General features: G+C 68.5%; 19 protein-coding genes and 2 riboswitches. Of the genes, 15 read left to right on the top strand and 4 right to left on the bottom strand.

The window, feature by feature from the left end:
- Window positions 1-128: 128 nt before the first annotated feature.
- A riboswitch (cobalamin riboswitch) is annotated at window positions 129-326 on the bottom strand.
- Between the two features lie 128 nt (window positions 327-454).
- Together E3D03_RS00095 and E3D03_RS00090 are read right to left on the bottom strand one after the other, a co-directional pair.
- Entirely contained in the window at window positions 455-1,258 is an 804-nt protein-coding gene (locus E3D03_RS00095) for a CbtA family protein (protein ID WP_263565266.1), read from the bottom strand.
- A 12-nt stretch (window positions 1,259-1,270) separates the two neighbouring features.
- The gene (locus tag E3D03_RS00090) at window positions 1,271-1,480 is read right to left on the bottom strand and encodes a CbtB domain-containing protein (RefSeq protein ID WP_018001696.1); all 210 of its coding nucleotides are present in this window, start codon (window positions 1,478-1,480) and stop codon (window positions 1,271-1,273) included.
- Window positions 1,481-1,535: 55 nt separating this feature from the next.
- A riboswitch (cobalamin riboswitch) is annotated at window positions 1,536-1,604 on the bottom strand.
- Window positions 1,605-1,695: 91 nt separating this feature from the next.
- Here E3D03_RS00090 and E3D03_RS00085 point away from each other — a divergent pair.
- The 13 genes from E3D03_RS00085 (at window position 1,696) to msrA (ending at window position 13,604) form a co-directional block, all read left to right on the top strand.
- A complete protein-coding gene (locus E3D03_RS00085) occupies window positions 1,696-2,214 on the top strand; it encodes a histidine phosphatase family protein (RefSeq protein ID WP_263565265.1) in 519 nt (172 codons plus the stop codon).
- 111 nt (window positions 2,215-2,325) lie between these two features.
- Window positions 2,326-3,627 carry an MFS transporter gene (locus E3D03_RS00080; RefSeq protein ID WP_062564040.1) on the top strand — a complete coding sequence of 434 codons (1,302 nt, stop codon included), beginning with the start codon at window positions 2,326-2,328 and terminating at the stop codon, window positions 3,625-3,627.
- Between the two features lie 72 nt (window positions 3,628-3,699).
- Window positions 3,700-4,533 carry a PaaX family transcriptional regulator C-terminal domain-containing protein gene (locus tag E3D03_RS00075; protein WP_263565264.1) on the top strand — a complete coding sequence of 278 codons (834 nt, stop codon included), beginning with the start codon at window positions 3,700-3,702 and terminating at the stop codon, window positions 4,531-4,533.
- A 161-nt stretch (window positions 4,534-4,694) separates the two neighbouring features.
- The gene (pcaF, locus tag E3D03_RS00070; protein ID WP_263565263.1) at window positions 4,695-5,900 is read left to right on the top strand and encodes a 3-oxoadipyl-CoA thiolase; all 1,206 of its coding nucleotides are present in this window, start codon (window positions 4,695-4,697) and stop codon (window positions 5,898-5,900) included.
- A gap of 12 nt (window positions 5,901-5,912) precedes the next feature.
- Window positions 5,913-6,902 (top strand): 1,2-phenylacetyl-CoA epoxidase subunit PaaA, encoded by a 990-nt coding sequence (gene paaA / locus E3D03_RS00065; protein ID WP_263565262.1) that lies wholly within the window; start codon window positions 5,913-5,915, stop codon window positions 6,900-6,902.
- Between the two features lie 65 nt (window positions 6,903-6,967).
- Window positions 6,968-7,252, top strand: coding sequence for a 1,2-phenylacetyl-CoA epoxidase subunit PaaB (gene paaB / locus E3D03_RS00060; protein WP_018001690.1), 285 nt, complete (start codon window positions 6,968-6,970; stop codon window positions 7,250-7,252).
- On the top strand, window positions 7,252-8,100 hold the full coding sequence (gene paaC, locus E3D03_RS00055; RefSeq protein WP_263565261.1) for a 1,2-phenylacetyl-CoA epoxidase subunit PaaC: 849 nt from the start codon (window positions 7,252-7,254) through the stop codon (window positions 8,098-8,100). Before paaB ends, paaC begins: the two co-directional genes overlap by 1 nt.
- A 1-nt stretch (window position 8,101) precedes the next feature.
- Entirely contained in the window at window positions 8,102-8,614 is a 513-nt protein-coding gene (gene paaD, locus E3D03_RS00050; RefSeq protein ID WP_263565260.1) for a 1,2-phenylacetyl-CoA epoxidase subunit PaaD, read from the top strand.
- Window positions 8,615-8,636: 22 nt separating this feature from the next.
- Window positions 8,637-9,713, top strand: a complete 1,077-nt coding sequence (paaE, locus tag E3D03_RS00045) for a 1,2-phenylacetyl-CoA epoxidase subunit PaaE (RefSeq protein WP_263565259.1) — start codon at window positions 8,637-8,639, stop codon at window positions 9,711-9,713.
- 7 nt (window positions 9,714-9,720) lie between these two features.
- Window positions 9,721-10,467: a Phenylacetic acid catabolic protein gene (locus E3D03_RS00040; protein ID WP_263565258.1), complete on the top strand. Its 747-nt coding sequence runs from the start codon at window positions 9,721-9,723 to the stop codon at window positions 10,465-10,467.
- Between the two features lie 55 nt (window positions 10,468-10,522).
- Window positions 10,523-12,583, top strand: a complete 2,061-nt coding sequence (paaZ, locus tag E3D03_RS00035; RefSeq protein WP_263565257.1) for a phenylacetic acid degradation bifunctional protein PaaZ — start codon at window positions 10,523-10,525, stop codon at window positions 12,581-12,583.
- Between the two features lie 71 nt (window positions 12,584-12,654).
- Window positions 12,655-13,101 (top strand): peptide-methionine (R)-S-oxide reductase MsrB, encoded by a 447-nt coding sequence (gene msrB / locus E3D03_RS00030; RefSeq protein ID WP_062564048.1) that lies wholly within the window; start codon window positions 12,655-12,657, stop codon window positions 13,099-13,101.
- On the top strand, window positions 13,098-13,604 hold the full coding sequence (gene msrA, locus E3D03_RS00025; protein ID WP_263565256.1) for a peptide-methionine (S)-S-oxide reductase MsrA: 507 nt from the start codon (window positions 13,098-13,100) through the stop codon (window positions 13,602-13,604). The genes msrB and msrA overlap by 4 nt, the downstream gene beginning before the upstream one ends.
- A 68-nt stretch (window positions 13,605-13,672) precedes the next feature.
- On the opposite strand, the gene E3D03_RS00020 is transcribed toward msrA, so the two are convergent.
- Window positions 13,673-14,143, bottom strand: a complete 471-nt coding sequence (locus E3D03_RS00020) for an Lrp/AsnC family transcriptional regulator (protein WP_263565255.1) — start codon at window positions 14,141-14,143, stop codon at window positions 13,673-13,675.
- 130 nt (window positions 14,144-14,273) lie between these two features.
- On the opposite strand from E3D03_RS00020, the gene hppD reads away from it, so the two are divergent.
- Entirely contained in the window at window positions 14,274-15,380 is a 1,107-nt protein-coding gene (gene hppD / locus E3D03_RS00015) for a 4-hydroxyphenylpyruvate dioxygenase (protein ID WP_263565254.1), read from the top strand.
- 93 nt (window positions 15,381-15,473) lie between these two features.
- Entirely contained in the window at window positions 15,474-15,956 is a 483-nt protein-coding gene (locus tag E3D03_RS00010) for a pyridoxamine 5'-phosphate oxidase family protein (RefSeq protein WP_263565253.1), read from the top strand.
- A gap of 5 nt (window positions 15,957-15,961) precedes the next feature.
- Here E3D03_RS00010 and E3D03_RS00005 read toward each other — a convergent pair.
- Window positions 15,962-17,084: glycerate kinase (locus tag E3D03_RS00005; RefSeq protein ID WP_263565252.1), on the bottom strand; the 1,123-nt coding region annotated here is incomplete at its 5' end.

Here is a 17,084-nt window from a genome sequence, read left to right as displayed (position 1 = left end):
ACCTTTCCGGGCACGGGCCGCAGCCCGCGGGTTGCAGAACTGCCCTTCGAACAGGCCGATCGGCCCGCCCGCCGGGGGGTGAGCGTCACCTCTGCGGAACGGCCGCTTTCCCGGTGCGCCCCGCGCCGGGAATGGGTGAACGCCTCGGCAGGTCTCCTGACTCGCGGATCGTCGCTTCGGCCGGCCTTCCCGGGAGCGTCCCAGTGGCATCGTCGACCGTTGCTCGCCGCCTACAGTTGCGGGGGCAGTGCCGGATTGGCCCAAGGGGCGTGCCGGCTTCCCTTTTCATCCGGCAAGGCGCCGGAACCGAAGCAGCCACCTGTTCGCGCGACCAGGCCCCGGCTGTCAAGGGGTCTGGCCCGGCCCGCATGCGGCGGCGGCCGTGGTTTTCACGCCGGAGCCGAACGAAAAAGGCGCCGGACCCGCCGGCGCCCTGTCATTTTGCCGCAGGGGATCAGGCCAGCCGCTGCCGCAAGCCCGGGTCACGGGCCAGCGACCCTTGCACGAGCTGGCCGAAGATCAGCCCGATCCCGGCCCAGAGCATTGCCACGATCACCAGCGACACGCTGCGGAACTGCCAGAGCAGGTCGCCCGGAAAGCCGGCCGGCACCTCGTTGATGGCGGGCAGGACGAGGCCGGCGACGACCACCAGGACCAGATAGGCCAGCCCGCCCAGGATGCCGGCGCGCCAGCGGTCGCGGCCGCTGCGCGCCACTGCCACCGCGATCACCATGGCGATGAGCGACAGCGCCATCATGGCAAAGAACATCTGCGTGCGCAGGCCGATGGTCTCGCCATGACCCACGGCGGGCGGGTTGGCCGGGTATTTCAGGAAGGGCACCAGCACGACCGAGACATAGCCCAGCACCGCCATCACCCCCGCCGTCGCCCGCGCGCCCAGATGCGAGAACCGGCCCTGCACGAAGGCGAAGACCAGCGCGAAAAGCCCGCCCAGGCCGGCGCCGAACACCGCCATGCCGGTCAGCAGGCCGATGCCGGCCTGGGTGGCGCGGCTGATGCCCTCGCCCACGCCATGGGAATGGGAATGGCCGGCGGGTTCGGGCTCGGCCGTGGCAGCGGCGGTCGGCGCGTCGTGGCCGTGGTCATGAGCGTGTTCGGGGGCGGCGGGCGCGCCCGCTTCCTCCAGCGCGATGGCGGCGGCGACCGGCGGCTCGCCCCAGACCTTGCCGACGCCAAAGGCCAGCACACCCGCGATCAGCCCGGCAATCATGCCGAGCACCAGATAACGTCCTGTCATGGGGGCTGCTCCTCAGTGGCAGGGAAAGCCGAGAAGGTGGCGCGCGTCATGCACGAATTCATGCACGCCGGTGCCGTCGAGAAGCGCGACCGCGCCCTGTTCGGTGCTGACGAAATACAGCGCCAGCAGCATGACCAGCCCGGCGAAGATCGCCCAGGGCGCCCATTCGCCCAAGGGAATCGGGCGGCTGCGGAAATCGTCTGTGGCTTCGGTATAGGCCATCGCAATGCTCCTTCGGATACGCGTCCGGTTGGGATGTTGACATGCCCGGGCTCGGGGTCTGACTTCCGCCCCTGATGGGCGCGGTTACAGTGGCGCGACCGTGCCGGAGTTCCACCGGCTTCCCGCGACTGGGCAATGCCGGGCAAGCTGCGCTGCAGAGCGGCAAATGTCAAAGCAAACTTGCGCCCGCCCGGCGCCGCGGCCAATCTGGCGCCATGGCAAGCCGCATCCTGCTGATCTGTTCGCTGGCCCCGGCGCGGCCGGTGTTTCCGGGTGACGATCTCGCGCTGCCCGGCCCGCATCCCCGGCCGGGTCCGGCCCGCGTGTCGCCCCTGCGCCGCGCGGTGCAGACGGCCGAGGCTATGGGCCTGGCTGCGCGACCCGACCCGGCGCTGGCCGAGATGGACTATGGCGCCTGGGCCGGGCAGTCCCCCGAGCAGGTGCTGGCCCAGGACCCCCAGGGTTTCGCCCGCTGGCAGGACGACCCCCATGCGGCGCCGCATGGCGGCGAGAGCTTCGCCGCCGTGGTCGAGCGCATGGCCCGCTGGTTGCAGGACCGGGCGCAGGGGGGCGACAACCTGCTGGCCGTGACCCATCCGGCCCCGATCCAGGCGGCGCTGGTGCATGTGCTGGGCGCGCCGCTGGCCGCCGCCCGCGCCATCGGCGTCCGGCCGCTGTCGCGCATGCAGCTGACCCATGACGGCCGGCGCTGGTCGCTGCTGCTCTTGCCCTGAAGCCGGCCGGCGCGGGTGCCCTTTCGCCTTGCGGCTTCCTGCGCTATGGGGGCGCGTCGGGCCCGTTCCGCCGGCCGCGACGCCTCCCTTGACTATCTGCGGACAAGAACCATGACACATATCCATTCGGGTGCTGCCGCGAGCCGGCAGAAACCCCTGAACTCGCCCGTTCAGGTGCTGACGGCCAGCCTGATCGGCACCACCATCGAATTCTTCGATTTCTACGTCTACGCGACCGCGGCGGTGCTGATCTTCCCGACGCTGTTCTTCCCGTCCTCGGACCCGATGACGGCGCTGCTGGCGTCATTCGCCACCTTCTCGATCGCCTTCTTCGCGCGGCCCTTCGGCGCCGTGGTCTTCGGCCATTTCGGCGACCGCATCGGCCGCAAGGTCACGCTGGTCGCGGCGCTGCTGACCATGGGCATCTCCACCGTCATCATCGGGCTGCTGCCCAGCTATGCCCAGATCGGGGTCTGGGCGCCGCTGCTCTTGGCGCTGTGCCGGTTCGGCCAGGGCTTCGGCCTGGGCGGGGAATGGGGCGGCGCGGTGCTGCTTGCGACCGAGAACGCGCCCCCCGGCAAGCGCAGCTGGTATGGCATGTTCCCGCAGCTGGGCGCGCCGCTGGGGCTGTTCCTGTCCTCGGGCTTCTTCTGGGCCATGCTGCATTTCATCAGCCAGGAGGATCTGCTGGCCTGGGGCTGGCGGCTGCCCTTCCTGTCGTCGATCTTCCTGATCGTGATCGGGCTCTGGGTGCGGCTGTCGATCACCGAAACGCCGGAATTCGCCCGCGCCATCGCCAAGGAAGAGCGCGTCTCGGTCCCCGTGGCCGAGGTCTTTCGCAACCACAAGCGCAGCCTGTTCCTGGGCACTTTCGTCGCGCTGGTGACCTTCGTGCTGTTCTACATCTGCTCGGCCTGGCTGCTGTCCTATAACGTCAAGGTGTTGCAGATCCCGTTCAAGGACGCGCTGGCGATGCAGATCTTCGGCTCGGTCGTCTTCGGCATCGCCATCCCCATCGCCGGCAAGGCCGCCGACCGGATCGGGCGCTATGGCTTCCTGATCGGCGTGACGGTGGCCATCGCCGCCTTCTCGTTCCTGCTGGCGCCGCTGATGCAGGGCGATGCGCAGAACGAGGGCTCGATCTATCTGTTCATCACCCTGGGCATGTTCCTGATGGGGCTGACCTATGGCGTGATTGGCGCGGCGCTGGCCGCGCCCTTCCCGACGCGGGTGCGCTATACCGGGGCCTCGATCACCTTCAACTTCGCCGGCATCTTCGGCGCCTCGCTGGCGCCCTATGCCGCGACCTGGTTGCAGACGCATCACGGCATGGCCTCGGTCGGCTATTACCTGCTGGCGGCGGCGGTCATCACGCTGCTCTGCATCCTGGCCTCGGGCCGCGACCAGGTCTGAGCCTTTGGCCAGCGCAACCGGACGGGCGGCCGCCGCGGCCGCCCGTTTGCGTTTCGGCGGCGGATGCGGTTTATGCGAGGCATGACGCCCGAGGAACTGATCCGCAGTATTCTGGCCGGGACCGAGCTGCGCTCGGCCTCGTTCATCGTCACCGTTTATGGCGATGTCGTGGTGCCGCGCGGCGGCGTGTTGTGGACCGGCACGCTGATCGAGATCTGCGACCGCGTCGGCATCAGCGAATCGCTGGTGCGCACCGCCGTCTCGCGCCTGGTGGCGGCCAAGCGGCTTTGCGGCGAACGGGCCGGTCGGCGCAGCTATTACCGGCTGGACGCCTCGGCCGGGCAGGAGTTCCAGCGCGCGGCGGCGCTGCTCTATGCGCCCGACCCGCCGGCGCGTGGCTGGCAGATCCTGCACGCCCCCGACCTGCCCGAGGACCAGGCCCGCCACCTGCGGCTGGGCCAGATGGCGCCCGGCGTCTTCATCCGCCCGGACCGCGGCCAGCCGGTGCCGCCGGGCGCGCTGGTCTTTCCGGCTGGCGATCCGCAGCCGCTGGCCGAGGTGGCGCGCTATTGGAACCTGTCTGCCTTGCAGGCGCGCTATCGCGACATGCTGGCGCGGTTCTCGCCGGTCGAAACCGCCGACCCGCTGCCGGACGAGACCGCGCTGGTGATCCGGCTTCTGCTGGTCGAGACCTATCGCCATGTCCTCTTGCGCGATCCGCGCCTGCCGGCCCAGGCGCTGCCGGGGGATTGGCAGGGCGGGGCGGCGCGCGCGCTGTTCGACCGGCTCTATGCCCGGCTGACTCCGGGCGCCGAGCGCCACATCGCCGCCCGGTTCGAGGGCGTCGACGGTCCGCTGCCGGCCCAGACCGCGCTGACCCAAGCCCGGCTGGTCGGAATGGCCTGATTTTTGCCAGTCTTTCCAGAGCTTTGAATGGGCATGCGACAAAACATCACAGAAAGCCGCAAGTTTTGCTTTATCTGTGATGTTTGCCGCGCTATAAGCTGACCAATCGGTCGGCGAATTGGGAGAATCGCCGGTCTTTCACGAACACAAAGGAAAGCGGGATGCAGGAAGCCTTCATCTGCGACGCGGTGCGCACCCCCATCGGACGCTATGCCGGCGCGCTGGCCCAGGTCCGGGCCGACGATCTGGCGGCGGTGCCGCTGAAGGCGCTGATGGCGCGCAATCCGGGCGTGGACTGGGCGGCCGTCGATGACCTGATCTATGGCTGCGCCAACCAGGCGGGCGAGGACAACCGCAACGTCGGCCGTATGGCCGTGCTGCTGGCCGGCCTGCCCATCGGCGTGCCCGGGACCACGGTGAACCGGCTCTGCGGTTCGGGCATGGACGCGATCGGCATGGCGGCCCGGGCGATCAAGGCGGGCGATTGCGATTTCGTCATCGCCGGCGGGGTCGAGAGCATGACCCGCGCCCCCTTCGTCATGCCCAAGGCGGAAAGCGCATTTTCCCGCTCGAACGCGGTCTATGACACCACCATCGGCTGGCGCTTCGTCAACCCGGCGCTGAAGGCGCAGTTCGGCATCGACTCGATGCCGCAGACCGCCGACAACGTGGCCGCCGATTTCGGTATCAGCCGCGCCGACCAGGACGCCTTTGCCGCCCGCTCGCAGGCCCGCTGGGAGGCGGCGCAGGCGGCCGGGGTCTTTGCCGACGAGATCGTGCCGGTGACCATCCCGCAGAAGAAGGGCGAGCCCATCGTCTTCGACACCGACGAGCATCCGCGACCCGGCACCACGGCGGAAACGCTGGCGCGGCTCAAGGGCGTCAACGGTCCCGACCTGACGGTGACGGCCGGCAATGCCTCGGGCGTGAACGACGGCGCGGCGGCGCTGGCGATCCTCTCGGGCCCGGCGGCGCAGGCGCAGGGCCTGACCCCCAAGGCCCGCATCGTCGCCATGGCGGCGGCGGGGGTCGAGCCGCGCATCATGGGCATCGGCCCGTCGCCGGCGGCGAAAAAGGTGCTGGCACGCGCGGGCATGACCATCCAGCAGATGGATCTGATAGAATTGAACGAGGCCTTCGCCAGTCAGGCGCTTGCGACTCTGCGCGACCTGGGCCTGCCGGATGACGCCGCGCATGTGAATCCGAACGGCGGCGCCATCGCGATGGGCCATCCGCTGGGCATGTCCGGCGCCCGGCTGGTGACGACCGCCATGTATCAGCTGCACCGCAGCGGTGGCCGCTACGCGCTTTGCACCATGTGCATCGGCGTGGGGCAGGGCATCGCCATCATCATCGAACGTGTCTGAGGAGGCCCGCCAATGTATGCCCAGCTTGTGAAATCCGAAGGCAGCAAGACCCGCGACGAGATGACCCCCGAGGAGCTTGCCTTCCAGGACCGCATCGACCGCGGCGAAAAGATCGAGCCCAAGGAATGGATGCCCGAGGGCTATCGCAAGACGCTGATCCGCCAGATCGGCCAGCATGCGCATAGCGAGATCGTGGGCCAACTGCCCGAGGGCAACTGGATCACCCGCGCGCCGACGCTGGAGCGCAAGGCGATTCTGCTGGCCAAGGTGCAGGACGAGGCCGGGCACGGGCTTTACCTTTACAGCGCCGCCGAGACGCTGGGCGTCAGCCGCGACGAGCTGATGGAACTGCTGCATGCCGGCAAGATGAAATATTCCTCGATCTTCAACTATCCGACGCTGACCTGGGCCGACATGGGCGCGGTCGGCTGGCTGGTCGACGGCGCGGCGATCATGAACCAGGTGCCGCTGCAACGGACCAGCTACGGTCCCTATTCCCGCGCCATGATCCGCATCTGCAAGGAGGAAAGCTTCCACCAGCGCCAGGGCTACGCCATCATGATGAAGATGGCGCAGGGCACGCCGGCGCAGAAGCGCATGGCGCAGGATGCGCTGAACCGGCTCTGGTACCCCTCGCTGATGATGTTCGGGCCTTCGGACAAGGACTCGGTCCATTCCGCGCAGTCGATGGCGTGGAAGATCAAGATGAACACCAATGACGAACTGCGGCAGAAATTCGTCGACCAGACTGTGCCGCAGGCGGAATACCTGGGGCTGACCGTGCCCGACCCGGATCTGAAATGGAACGAGGAGAAGGGCGGCTACGATTTCAGCGAGCCGGACTGGTCCGAATTCTACGATGTGCTGGCCGGCAACGGGCCCTGCAACAAGGATCGCCTGGGCGCCCGCGTCAAGGCCTGGGACGACGGCGCCTGGTTCCGCGAGGCGCTGGTCGCCCATGCCGAGAAGGCCGCGGCTCGCCGCGCCATCGCCGCCGAATAACCCGCGCCGAATAACCCGCCAGGAACATGCGGCCCCCGCGCCGCGACCAAGTAAGGGAGAACACCATGTCCAAGGAATGGCCGCTCTGGGAGGTCTTCATCCGGGGCCAGCACGGGCTGAACCACCGCCACGTCGGCAGCCTGCACGCGCCCGACGCAGAAATGGCGATCCTGAACGCCCGCGACGTCTATACCCGCAGGAATGAAGGCGTCTCGATCTGGGTCGTGCCCTCGGCGCAGATCACCGCGTCGAGCCCGTCCGAGAAAGGCCCGCTGTTCGAGCCCTCGAACAGCAAGGTCTATCGCCACCCGACCTTCTTCGACATCCCGGACGAAGTGGGGCATATGTGATGCCCTCGCTGCCCGACATGAACACGCCCGAAGTGGCGGAACTGGCCCGCATGCAAGGCGCGCATGCCCACCCCCCGGTGCCCGCCCCCGACGCCGGCGAACAGGCGCTGTTCGAATGCCTGCTGCGCATCGGGGATTCGACCCTGATCCTGGGCCATCGCGTCTCGGAATGGTGCGGCCATTCCCCGGCGCTGGAAGAGGATATCGCGCTGGCCAACGTTGCGCTGGACCTGATCGGCCAGACCCAGAACTGGCTGGCGCTCGCCGCCGAGGTCGAGGGCCAGGACCGCAGCGCCGACGACCTCGCCTATCTGCGCGACGCCTGGGATTTCCGCAACCTGCTGCTGGTCGAGCGCCCGAACGGCGATTTCGGCCATACGCTGATGCGGCAGTTCCTGTTCGACGCCTGGCACCATGAATTCCTGAAGGGCGCCGCGGCTTCGACCGACCCGCGCGTGGCGGAAATCGCCGCCAAGGCGGCGAAAGAGGTGGCCTATCACCTGGAACGGTCCTCGGACCTGATCGTGCGGCTGGGCGACGGCACCGCGGAAAGCCACCAGCGCATGACCGCTGCCGTCGAGGCGCTGTGGTCCTATACCGGCGAAATGTTCCTGGCCGACGCCAAGGACGCCGAGATTGCCGCGCGGGGTATCCTGCCCGATCCGGCCAGCCTGCGCGAGCCCTGGCTGGCGACGATCGGCGCGGTCTTCGCCGAGGCGACGCTGGCGCTGCCCGACAGCGCCTTTGCGCACAAGGGCGGCAAGCAGGGCATCCATACCGAGCATCTGGGCTATATCCTGGCCGAGATGCAGTTCCTGCAACGCGCCTATCCGGGCGCGAGCTGGTAACATGGCAGCCCCCAGCGTCGCACAGGTCTGGGACTGGCTGGCCGAGGTGCCGGACCCCGAAATCCCGGTGCTCAGCCTGACCGACCTGGGCATCATCCGGGACGTGGCCTGGCAGGATGACACGCTGGTCGTCAAGGTGACGCCGACCTATTCCGGCTGCCCGGCGACCAGCATCATCAACCTGGACATCGAGACCGCGCTGCGCGGCCACGGCATCGACAAGCTGCGGCTGGAACGGCAGATGTCGCCGCCCTGGACCACCGACTGGATCACGCCCGAGGGCCGCGACAAGCTGCGCGGCTATGGCATCGCACCGCCGGTGGACGGCACCGCGGCGGACGGGGTGCTGGCGGGCCGGATCGCCCGGCTGGGCGGCCACAACCTGACCATCGTCTGCCCGCGCTGCGGCAGCACCAATACGGAAAAGATCAGCCAGTTCGGCTCGACCCCCTGCAAGGCGAGCTATCGCTGCAAGGACTGCCTGGAACCATTCGACTATTTCAAATGCCTGTAAGGGCTTGGGAAGGATACCCAAAATGGCACGCTTCCACCCGCTGAAAGTGACCGACGTGCGCCGCGACACCCGCGACGCCGTGGTCGCGACCCTGGCCCCGCGCGACGAGGACCGGGCGCTGTTCGACTTTACCCAAGGGCAATACCTGACCCTGCGCCGCGACTTCGACGGCGAGGAACTGCGCCGGTCCTATTCGATCTGCTCGGGCGTCGACGACGGCTGCCTGCGCGTCGGCATCAAGCGCGTCGATGGCGGCGCCTTCAGCACCTGGGCCAACGAGAACCTGGCGCCGGGCGTGGAAATCGACGCCATGCCGCCGATGGGCAAGTTCCATACCCAGACCGACCCCGCGGCCGAGCGGCAATATCTGGGCGTGGCGGCGGGCTCGGGCATCACGCCCTTGCTGTCGATCATCAAGACCGTGCTGGCGCGCGAGCCCCGCTCGCAGTTCACGCTGGTCTATGCCAACCGCCAGATCAACTCGATCATGTTCCGCGAGGAGCTCGAGGACCTGAAGAACCTCTACCTTGGCCGCTTCTCGGTGGTGCATATCCTCAAGGCCGAGGCGCAGGAGATCGACCTGTTCACCGGCCGCATCGACGAAGGCAAGATGGCGGCGCTGTTCCAGCACTGGATCGACCCGACCGCGCTCGACACCGCCTTCATCTGCGGCCCCGAGGGGCTGATGCTGGCCGTGGCCGCCAGCTTGCGCGAACACGGGATGCGCGACGACCAGATCAAGTTCGAGCTGTTCGCCAGCAGCCAGCCCGGCCGCGCCAAGGCCCGCGCCGTGTCGCAGCAGGCGGCGACGCAGGGCAATGGCACCGCCGCCACGGTGACGCTGGACGGCGCCACGCGCAATTTCCAGATGCCGCGCGAGGGCGAGACGATCCTGGAAGCCGCCATCGCCAACCACATGGACGCGCCCTATTCCTGCAAGGCCGGGGTCTGCTCGACCTGCCGCTGCAAGGTGCTGGAGGGCGAGGTGGAAATGGCCATCAACCACGCGCTGGAGGATTACGAGGTCCGCGCCGGCTATGTCCTGTCCTGCCAGGCCTATCCGATCAGCGACCGCGTGGTCGTCACCTATGACGAATGAGGCAGCCATGACCCAGACCATGAACCTTGACGACTATCTCGCGCAGGGCGGCGTGCTGACCTCGCCCGGCAACGTGCCGCCGCGCTATCGCGGCGAACTCCTGCGGCTGATGTCCAGTTTCGTTGACAGCGAGCTGGCGGCCTCGGCCGGCTTCGCCGATGCGATCAACTTCGCCCCGGCGATCAAGGAGCGTATCGCCGCCAGCCGGATCACGCTGGAAAAGGCCGACCATGCCGAGCGCGTGCTGGCGGTCATGGCGGATTTCGGCACCGACAGCCGCCGCTATCAGCAAAGCCACGACTGGGCCGCCCGCGTCGACCGCGAGGCCGACATCGGCGCCGCCCGGCGCGAGGGCGACATGCGCCTGTCGGTGTTCCACTACCCGATCGCGGGCTGGGCCGACGCGGTGGTGATGAACGTGCTGCAGGGCCTCGCGGCCGGCGTGCAGATGACCGAGCTGACCCGCGTCTCCTACGCGCCGCTGGCCGAGGTTTTCCGCGAGATCGCCCCGCGCGAGGCGCGCCACGCGGGACTGGGCCTGGAAGGCCTGGCCGCGCTGGCCGAAAGCGACCGCGACGGGGTGCAGGCGAGCCTGGCCTATTGGCACCCGCGCGTGGCGGCGGGCTTCGGCGCCGCCCATTCCGCGCGCTATGAGACGCTGCGCCGCTTTGGCCTGCGCCACCAGCCGAACGAGGATCTGCTGGCCCGCTGGGAAACGCTGGTGGCCGAGCATCTGGCCGCATTCGGCCTTTGATTTCAGGGGCGCGGCCATCCGCGCCCCGTTGCGAACAGGATTGGAAGGAAACGCGATGACCACGCTGCGCCGTTTGGAAAGCTATGTCTGCGGCGGCTGGACGCCGGGCGCCAAGGAAGGCCAGACCCTGCTGGATGCCGCGACCGGGGCGCCGGTGGCGCTGATCGACTCGACGGGCCTCGATTTCGCGGCGGTGCTGCAGCATGGCCGGGCCGCGGGCGCCAGCCTGCGCACCATGACCTTCCACGAACGCGCCGGCATGTTGAAGGCCCTGGGCCTGGCCCTGATGGCGCGGAAAGAGGAGTTCTACGCCGAAAGCCTGCACACCGGCGCCACCCGCGCCGACGGCTGGGTCGATATCGAGGGCGGCATTGGCACCATGCTGGCCTTTGCCTCCAAGGGCCGGCGCGAACTGCCCAACGCCCGCGTGCTGACCGACGGCGAAGTCGAGGTGCTGTCGAAAGACGGCAGCTTCGTCGCCCAGCACATCCTGTCGCCGTTGGAAGGGGTGGCGGTCCATATCAACGCCTTCAACTTCCCGATCTGGGGCATGCTGGAGAAAATCGCGCCGACGCTGCTGGCCGGCCTGCCCTGCGTGGTGAAGCCGGCGAGCCAGACCGCCTATCTGACCGAGCTTTGCGTGCGCCGCATCATCGACACCGGACTTTTGCCCGAGGGGGCGCTGCAACTGATCTGCGGCTCGGTCGGCGACCTTCTGGACCATGTCGGCGAACAGGACGCCGTGACCTTCACCGGCTCGGCCTGGACCGGCCGCAAGCTGAAGACCCATCCGGCGGTGGTGGCCAATTCCGTGCGCTTCACCATGGAGGCCGACAGCCTCAACGCCTCGATCCTTGGCCCCGACGCGGTGCCGGGCACCGCCGAATTCGACCTGTTCGTGCGCGAGGTCGCGCGCGAGATGACCACCAAGGCCGGGCAGAAATGCACCGCCATCCGCCGCGTCATCGCCCCCCGCGCGCAGGTGCAGGCGCTGGTCGCGGCGCTGCGCGAACGGCTGGACAAGACGGCGCTGGGTCTGCCGGGCGACGAGGGCACGCGCATGGGGCCGCTCGCCAGCCTCGACCAGCGGGCCGAGGTACGCGAACGCATCCGCGACCTGCAAGCCGTGGCCGAGATCGTCGCGGGCGATCCCGACGCGGTGCGCGTGAGTTCGGGCGATTCCGAGCGCGGCGCTTTCCTGAACCCGGTGCTGATGTATGCCGATGCGCCCAAGGCCGCCGCGGCGGTGCATGAGGTCGAGGCATTCGGCCCGGTCTCGACCGTGATGCCCTATGACGACCTGGACGAGGCGGTGGCGCTGGCGCGGATGGGACGGGGCTCGCTGGTCAGCTCGGTCTTCACCGGCGACGAGACGGTCGCGGAAAAGCTGGTGCTGGGCGCGGCGCCCTGGCATGGAAGGGTGCTGATCGGCAGCGCCGAGACGGCGAAAAGCTCGACCGGGCATGGCTCGCCCCTGGCGCCCTTGGTCCATGGCGGGCCGGGCCGCGCCGGTGGCGGCGAGGAAATGGGCGGCATCCGCGGCGTCAAGCATTACATGCAGCGCACGGCGGTGCAGGGCGCGCCGCGCCTGCTGTCCGCGGTCACCGGCCGCTGGATCGAAGGTGCGCCGACCCGCTCGGGCGAGCATCCGTTCCGCAAGTCGCTGGCCGAATTGCGCATCGGCGACCAGCTGGTGACCGCCACCCGCACCATCACGCTGGAGGATGTCGAGCATTTCGCGCATTTCACCGGCGACACCTTCTATGCCCATATGGACCAGGCGGCGGCGCGGGCGAACCCGTTCTTCGACGACCGGGTGGCGCATGGCTATCTGATCGCCAGTTTCGCGGCGGGGCTGTTCGTGGAACCCAATCCCGGTCCGGTGCTGGCGAATTACGGCGTGGACAACCTGCGTTTCCTGTCCCCGGTCTATTTCGGCGACAGCCTGCAGGTGCGGCTGACCTGCAAGGAGATCAACCCGCGCGAAAACGCCCAGCATGGCGAGGTGCGCTGGGATTGCCGGGTGACGAACCAGCGTGGCGAGGTGGTGGCGCAATATGACGTGCTGACCATGGTGGCCAAGACCTGGCCGCTGGCGTCCGAGGCCGCCGCCTGAGCGTCGCGGCCATTCCCATTTCGCGATCGAGCCCCCACATAGGGGGACGATCGCAATTGAAGGAGGCCGCGATGAACGCAAGGACCAGGGAAGAGGCGCTGGCCAGCCTGACGCCGGAACAATACCGCGTGACACAGCAGAACGGCACCGAACGGCCGTTCAGCGGCGAATACGACCACCATTTCGAACCCGGCATCTATGTCGACGTGGTCTCGGGCGAGCCGCTGTTCGCCTCGTCGGCGAAATACAACTCGGGCTGCGGCTGGCCGGCCTTCACCGCGCCCATCGTGGCCGGGAACGTGCGCGAATTGCGCGACGTCTCGCATGGCATGATCCGCACCGAGGTCCGCTCGGCCCAGGGCGACAGCCATCTGGGCCATGTCTTCAACGACGGGCCCAGCGACCGGGGCGGGCTGCGCTATTGCATCAACTCGGCCTCGCTGCGCTTCGTGCCGCGCGACCGGATGCAGGCCGAGGGCTATGGCGACTACCTGGACCAGGTGGAGGACGCGCAATGACCGAGACGGCAATCCTGGCCGGCGGCTGCTTCTGGGGCATGCAGGAGCTGATCCGCAAGCTGCCCGGCGTGGTCTCGACCCGCGTCGGCTATACCGGCGGCGACGTGGCGAATGCCACTTACCGCAACCATGGCAATCATGCCGAGGCCATCGAGATCACCTTCGACCCGGCCCGGACCAGCTATCGCAAGATCCTCGAGTTCTTCTTCCAGATCCACGACCCGACCACGCCCGACCGCCAGGGCAACGACTTGGGCCCCAGCTATCGTTCGGGGATCTACCATACCTCGGACGAGCAGCGCCGGATCGCCGAGGAGACTATCGTCGATGTCGATGCCTCGCGCCTGTGGCCAGGCAAGGTGGTGACCGAGGTGAGGCCCGCCGGGGATTTCTGGCAGGCCGAGCCCGAGCACCAGGATTACCTGCAACGCCATCCCGCGGGCTATACCTGCCATTTCGCCCGGCCGAACTGGGTGCTGCCGCGTAGGCAGGCGGCCGAGTAGGGCCTGCGGCGCCGCTGCCGGGGGCTTTCTGCCCCCGGACCCCCGAGGGTATTTCGGGAGCAAAGAAATCAGGCGGTGTCGAACGGGGCGACGCCGGGCTCGTCCTTGAGCGTCTTCAGCACGATTTCGGAACGCACCTGGGCGACCTGCGGATGCGGCAGTAGCTGGCCATGGACGAAATCGGCGAAGCTTTCCAGGTCGCGGACGCGCAGGTCCAGCACGTAATCCGCATCGCCCGAAACCGAGAAGGCCGAGCGGATCGCCGGCTGGCTGGTGACGAAGCGGGCGAAGTCGTCCTCCTTGCGCTGGCCGTGGCTCGACAGGTTGACGCGGATGATGGCGCGCAGCCCGAAGCCCAGCTTCGCGGCGCTGAGCCTGGCGGCGTAGCCCTCGATCACGCCCGCCTGTTCCAGCGCCGCCCGCCGGCGCGAGCATTGCGAGGCCGAGAGGTTGACCACGTCGGCCAGGGCGGCATTGGTCATGGCGCCGTCGCGCTGCAAGGCGATGAGAATCGCGATGTCGAACCGATCCAGCTGCATTTCATGCACCACCCTGCGATCTGATGCGCTTTTCGTGCAAATCCTTGCCGGATAGCCGGCGCTTTGCAAGCCCGTTGCAGCCCGGCGGTGGCATGATGGACCCAGGAACGCACTGAACAGGACGAAGACCATGGGCCCTTTTCCGCATGACGCCCCCCGGGCGAGCATCAGCGCCGCCAATCCCGCCGGCACCGATGGGTTCGAGTTCGTCGAATTCGCCCATCCCGAGCCGGGCCGGCTGGACCTGATCTTTCGCCAGATGGGCTTCGTGCCGGTGGCGAAGCACCGGCGCAAGGACATCACGCTCTATCGCCAGGGCGACATCAACTACCTGCTGAATGCCGATCCCGACAGCCATGCAGCGGGGTTCGTCGCCGAACACGGCCCCTGCGCGCCGGCGATGGCCTGGCGCGTGGTCGATGCGCAGCTGGCCCTGGCCCGTGCGCTGGAACTGGGCGCGACCGAATACACCGGCCCCGGCAAGTCGATCGAGGCGCCGGCGGTGCATGGCATCGGCGGTTCGCTTCTGTATTTCATCGACCGCTACGGCAAGACGGGCAGCGCCTATGACGGCGATTTCGACTGGCTGGGCGAGGCCGATCCGCGGCCCGAGGGCTTCGGCTTCTACTATCTCGACCACCTTACGCACAACGTGATCCGCGGCAATATGGACACCTGGTATCGCTTCTATCACGACACGTTCAATTTCCGCGAGATCCGCTTCTTCGACATCAAGGGCAAGCAGACCGGGCTGGTCAGCCGGGCGCTGACCTCGCCCGACGGCAAGATCCGCATCCCGATCAACGAATCGACCGACGATCACAGCCAGATCGAGGAATACCTGCGGCGCTACAAGGGCGAGGGCATCCAGCATATCGCCATCGGCAGCGAGGACATCTATGCCGGCACCGACCGCATCCATGCCGCCGGGATGAAGTTCATGCCCGGGCCGCCCGACACCTATTACGAGATGTCGCACGACCGGGTCAAAGACCACGGCGAGCCGCTGGACCGGCTGCGCAAGCATGGCATCCTGATCGACGGCGAAGGCGTGGTCGGCGGCGGCGAGACCCGCATCCTGCTGCAGATCTTTTCCCGCACGGTGATCGGGCCGATCTTCTTCGAGTTCATCCAGCGCAAGGGCGACGACGGCTTCGGCGAGGGCAATTTCCGCGCGCTGTTCGAATCGATCGAGGCCGATCAGATCCGGCGCGGCGTGCTGTCGGCGGCCAAATAGCCGCCGCCCGGGCCGGCTTAACAAAGGCTAGCCGCCGCTGCGGGGAACCCGTATGCGCTCCAGCCGTTTCTTCGGCAACGGCAGGAGGATGCAATGACCCATACCGACGACCAAAGCCGCGACTTCTGGGACCGGCTCGACGATATCAATTCGGGCATGCTGGGGCTGGTCCAGGATCCCCGGCTGGTGCCGATGTCGCATTACGCCGAGCCCGAGACCGGCACGCTGTGGTTCATCACCGCCAAGGGCACCGACCTTGCGCAGGCGGTCGCGGGGGGCCCGGCCCCGGCGCTGCATGTCGTCACCGAGGAATCGGCGGGCCTGTTCGCCCGGATCGAGGGGACGCTGTCGCTCTCGGACGACCGTGCCAAGCTCGACGAACTGTGGAACGCCGTCGCCGCCAGCTGGTTCGAGGACGGCAAGCAGGATCCCGATATCCAGCTGATGCGGCTGGACCTGACGGCGGCCGAGGTCTGGCTGACCGGCGGCAACCTGCGCTTTCTCTATGAAATCGCCAAGTCCAAGATCACCGGCAGCCAGCCCGACATGGGTCGGCATTTCGCTCTGAGCTTCTGACCGCCTCAGTTCAGCAGCATGACCTGCACATCGGCGACATTGGTCCCGGTGGCGCCGGTCAGCAGCAGGTCTCCGGCGGCGGCCAGCGCGGCATGGCTGTCGTTGTCGGCCAGAAGCGCCTGCGCATCGGCGCCGGCCGCTGCGATCCGGGCCATGGTCCCGCCATCGACCACGCCGCCGGCGGCATCGGTCGGCCCGTCGCGGCCGTCGGTGCCGCCGCTCAGAAAGACCCAGTCGCCGCGCTGGCCCTGCATGGCATCCGCGACGCGCAACGCCAGTTCCTGGTTGCGTCCGCCCTTGCCGTTGCCGCGCAGGGTCACCGTAGTCTCGCCGCCGAAGATCAGCGCGGTCGGGCGGTCGGGCGGCGCCTCGCGCGCGGCCTGCACGATCAGCGCCGCCGCCTCGGCCACGTCGCCCTCCAGCCGATCCGAGACGATACGCGCCGCCCAGCCCGGCGCCACCACGTCCCGCATCGCATGCAGCGATTGCTCGTTGCTGCCGATCAGGTGATTCTCGGCCGCGGGCAGGGGCGCCGCGCTGTCGGGCGCGTCCAGGACCTGGCGCACCGCGTCGGGCAGGCGGTCCCAGATTCCGTTGTCCTGCAACAGCTTGCGCGCCTGCGCCCGGTTGCCCAGCGGCGCCGAGGTCGGGCCCGAGGCGACCGCGCCCAGCTCGTTGCCGATCACGTCCGACAGGATCAGCCCGGTCACCGGCGCCGGCGCGGCATGGCGCAGGAAGCCGCCGCCCTTCAATTCGGACAGCTGCTGGCGGATCAGGTTCATCGCGGTGATGTCGAGCCCGCTGGCCAGCAGCAGCCGGTTCACCGCCTGCTTGTCCTCCAGCGTCAGGGGCGCGCGCGGCGCCGGGATCAGCGCCGAGCCGCCGCCCGAGATCAGCGCCAGCACCCGGTCGCCCGGGCCGGCGCCGTCCAGCGCCGCCAGGATCTCGCGCCCCGCCCGCAGCCCGGCCTCGTTCGGGACCGGATGGCTGGCGGTCAGGACGCGGGCACCGGGAATATCGGTCCCGTTCCCCTCATGCGTGACGGCCAGCGCGATGCGGGCATCGGGCAGATGCGCCATCGCCTCGGCCAGCATGGCGGGGGCGGCCTTGCCGACGGCGACCAGGATG

The sequence above is a fragment of the Paracoccus sp. DMF genome (assembly GCF_004407025.1).
GTDB lineage: Bacteria > Pseudomonadota > Alphaproteobacteria > Rhodobacterales > Rhodobacteraceae > Paracoccus > Paracoccus aminovorans_B.
This window is presented reverse-complemented; position numbering and strand designations above follow the sequence as displayed.

Bases quoted from the DNA above. Each gene is read 5' to 3' on its own strand.
- pcaF (WP_263565263.1), top strand. From the start codon at position 4,695: ATGCAGGAAGCCTTCATCTGCGACGCGGTGCGCACCCCCATCGGACGC.
- E3D03_RS00020 (WP_263565255.1), bottom strand. From the start codon at position 14,143: ATGCAGCTGGATCGGTTCGACATCGCGATTCTCATCGCCTTGCAGCGC.
- hppD (WP_263565254.1), top strand. From the start codon at position 14,274: ATGGGCCCTTTTCCGCATGACGCCCCCCGGGCGAGCATCAGCGCCGCC.
- E3D03_RS00010 (WP_263565253.1), top strand. From the start codon at position 15,474: ATGACCCATACCGACGACCAAAGCCGCGACTTCTGGGACCGGCTCGAC.
- E3D03_RS00080 (WP_062564040.1), top strand. From the start codon at position 2,326: ATGACACATATCCATTCGGGTGCTGCCGCGAGCCGGCAGAAACCCCTG.
- paaD (WP_263565260.1), top strand. From the start codon at position 8,102: ATGGCAGCCCCCAGCGTCGCACAGGTCTGGGACTGGCTGGCCGAGGTG.
- E3D03_RS00085 (WP_263565265.1), top strand. From the start codon at position 1,696: ATGGCAAGCCGCATCCTGCTGATCTGTTCGCTGGCCCCGGCGCGGCCG.
- paaZ (WP_263565257.1), top strand. From the start codon at position 10,523: ATGACCACGCTGCGCCGTTTGGAAAGCTATGTCTGCGGCGGCTGGACG.
- E3D03_RS00090 (WP_018001696.1), bottom strand. From the start codon at position 1,480: ATGGCCTATACCGAAGCCACAGACGATTTCCGCAGCCGCCCGATTCCC.
- E3D03_RS00095 (WP_263565266.1), bottom strand. From the start codon at position 1,258: ATGACAGGACGTTATCTGGTGCTCGGCATGATTGCCGGGCTGATCGCG.
- paaB (WP_018001690.1), top strand. From the start codon at position 6,968: ATGTCCAAGGAATGGCCGCTCTGGGAGGTCTTCATCCGGGGCCAGCAC.
- E3D03_RS00075 (WP_263565264.1), top strand. From the start codon at position 3,700: ATGCGAGGCATGACGCCCGAGGAACTGATCCGCAGTATTCTGGCCGGG.
- msrB (WP_062564048.1), top strand. From the start codon at position 12,655: ATGAACGCAAGGACCAGGGAAGAGGCGCTGGCCAGCCTGACGCCGGAA.
- msrA (WP_263565256.1), top strand. From the start codon at position 13,098: ATGACCGAGACGGCAATCCTGGCCGGCGGCTGCTTCTGGGGCATGCAG.
- paaC (WP_263565261.1), top strand. From the start codon at position 7,252: ATGCCCTCGCTGCCCGACATGAACACGCCCGAAGTGGCGGAACTGGCC.
- paaA (WP_263565262.1), top strand. From the start codon at position 5,913: ATGTATGCCCAGCTTGTGAAATCCGAAGGCAGCAAGACCCGCGACGAG.
- E3D03_RS00040 (WP_263565258.1), top strand. From the start codon at position 9,721: ATGACCCAGACCATGAACCTTGACGACTATCTCGCGCAGGGCGGCGTG.
- paaE (WP_263565259.1), top strand. From the start codon at position 8,637: ATGGCACGCTTCCACCCGCTGAAAGTGACCGACGTGCGCCGCGACACC.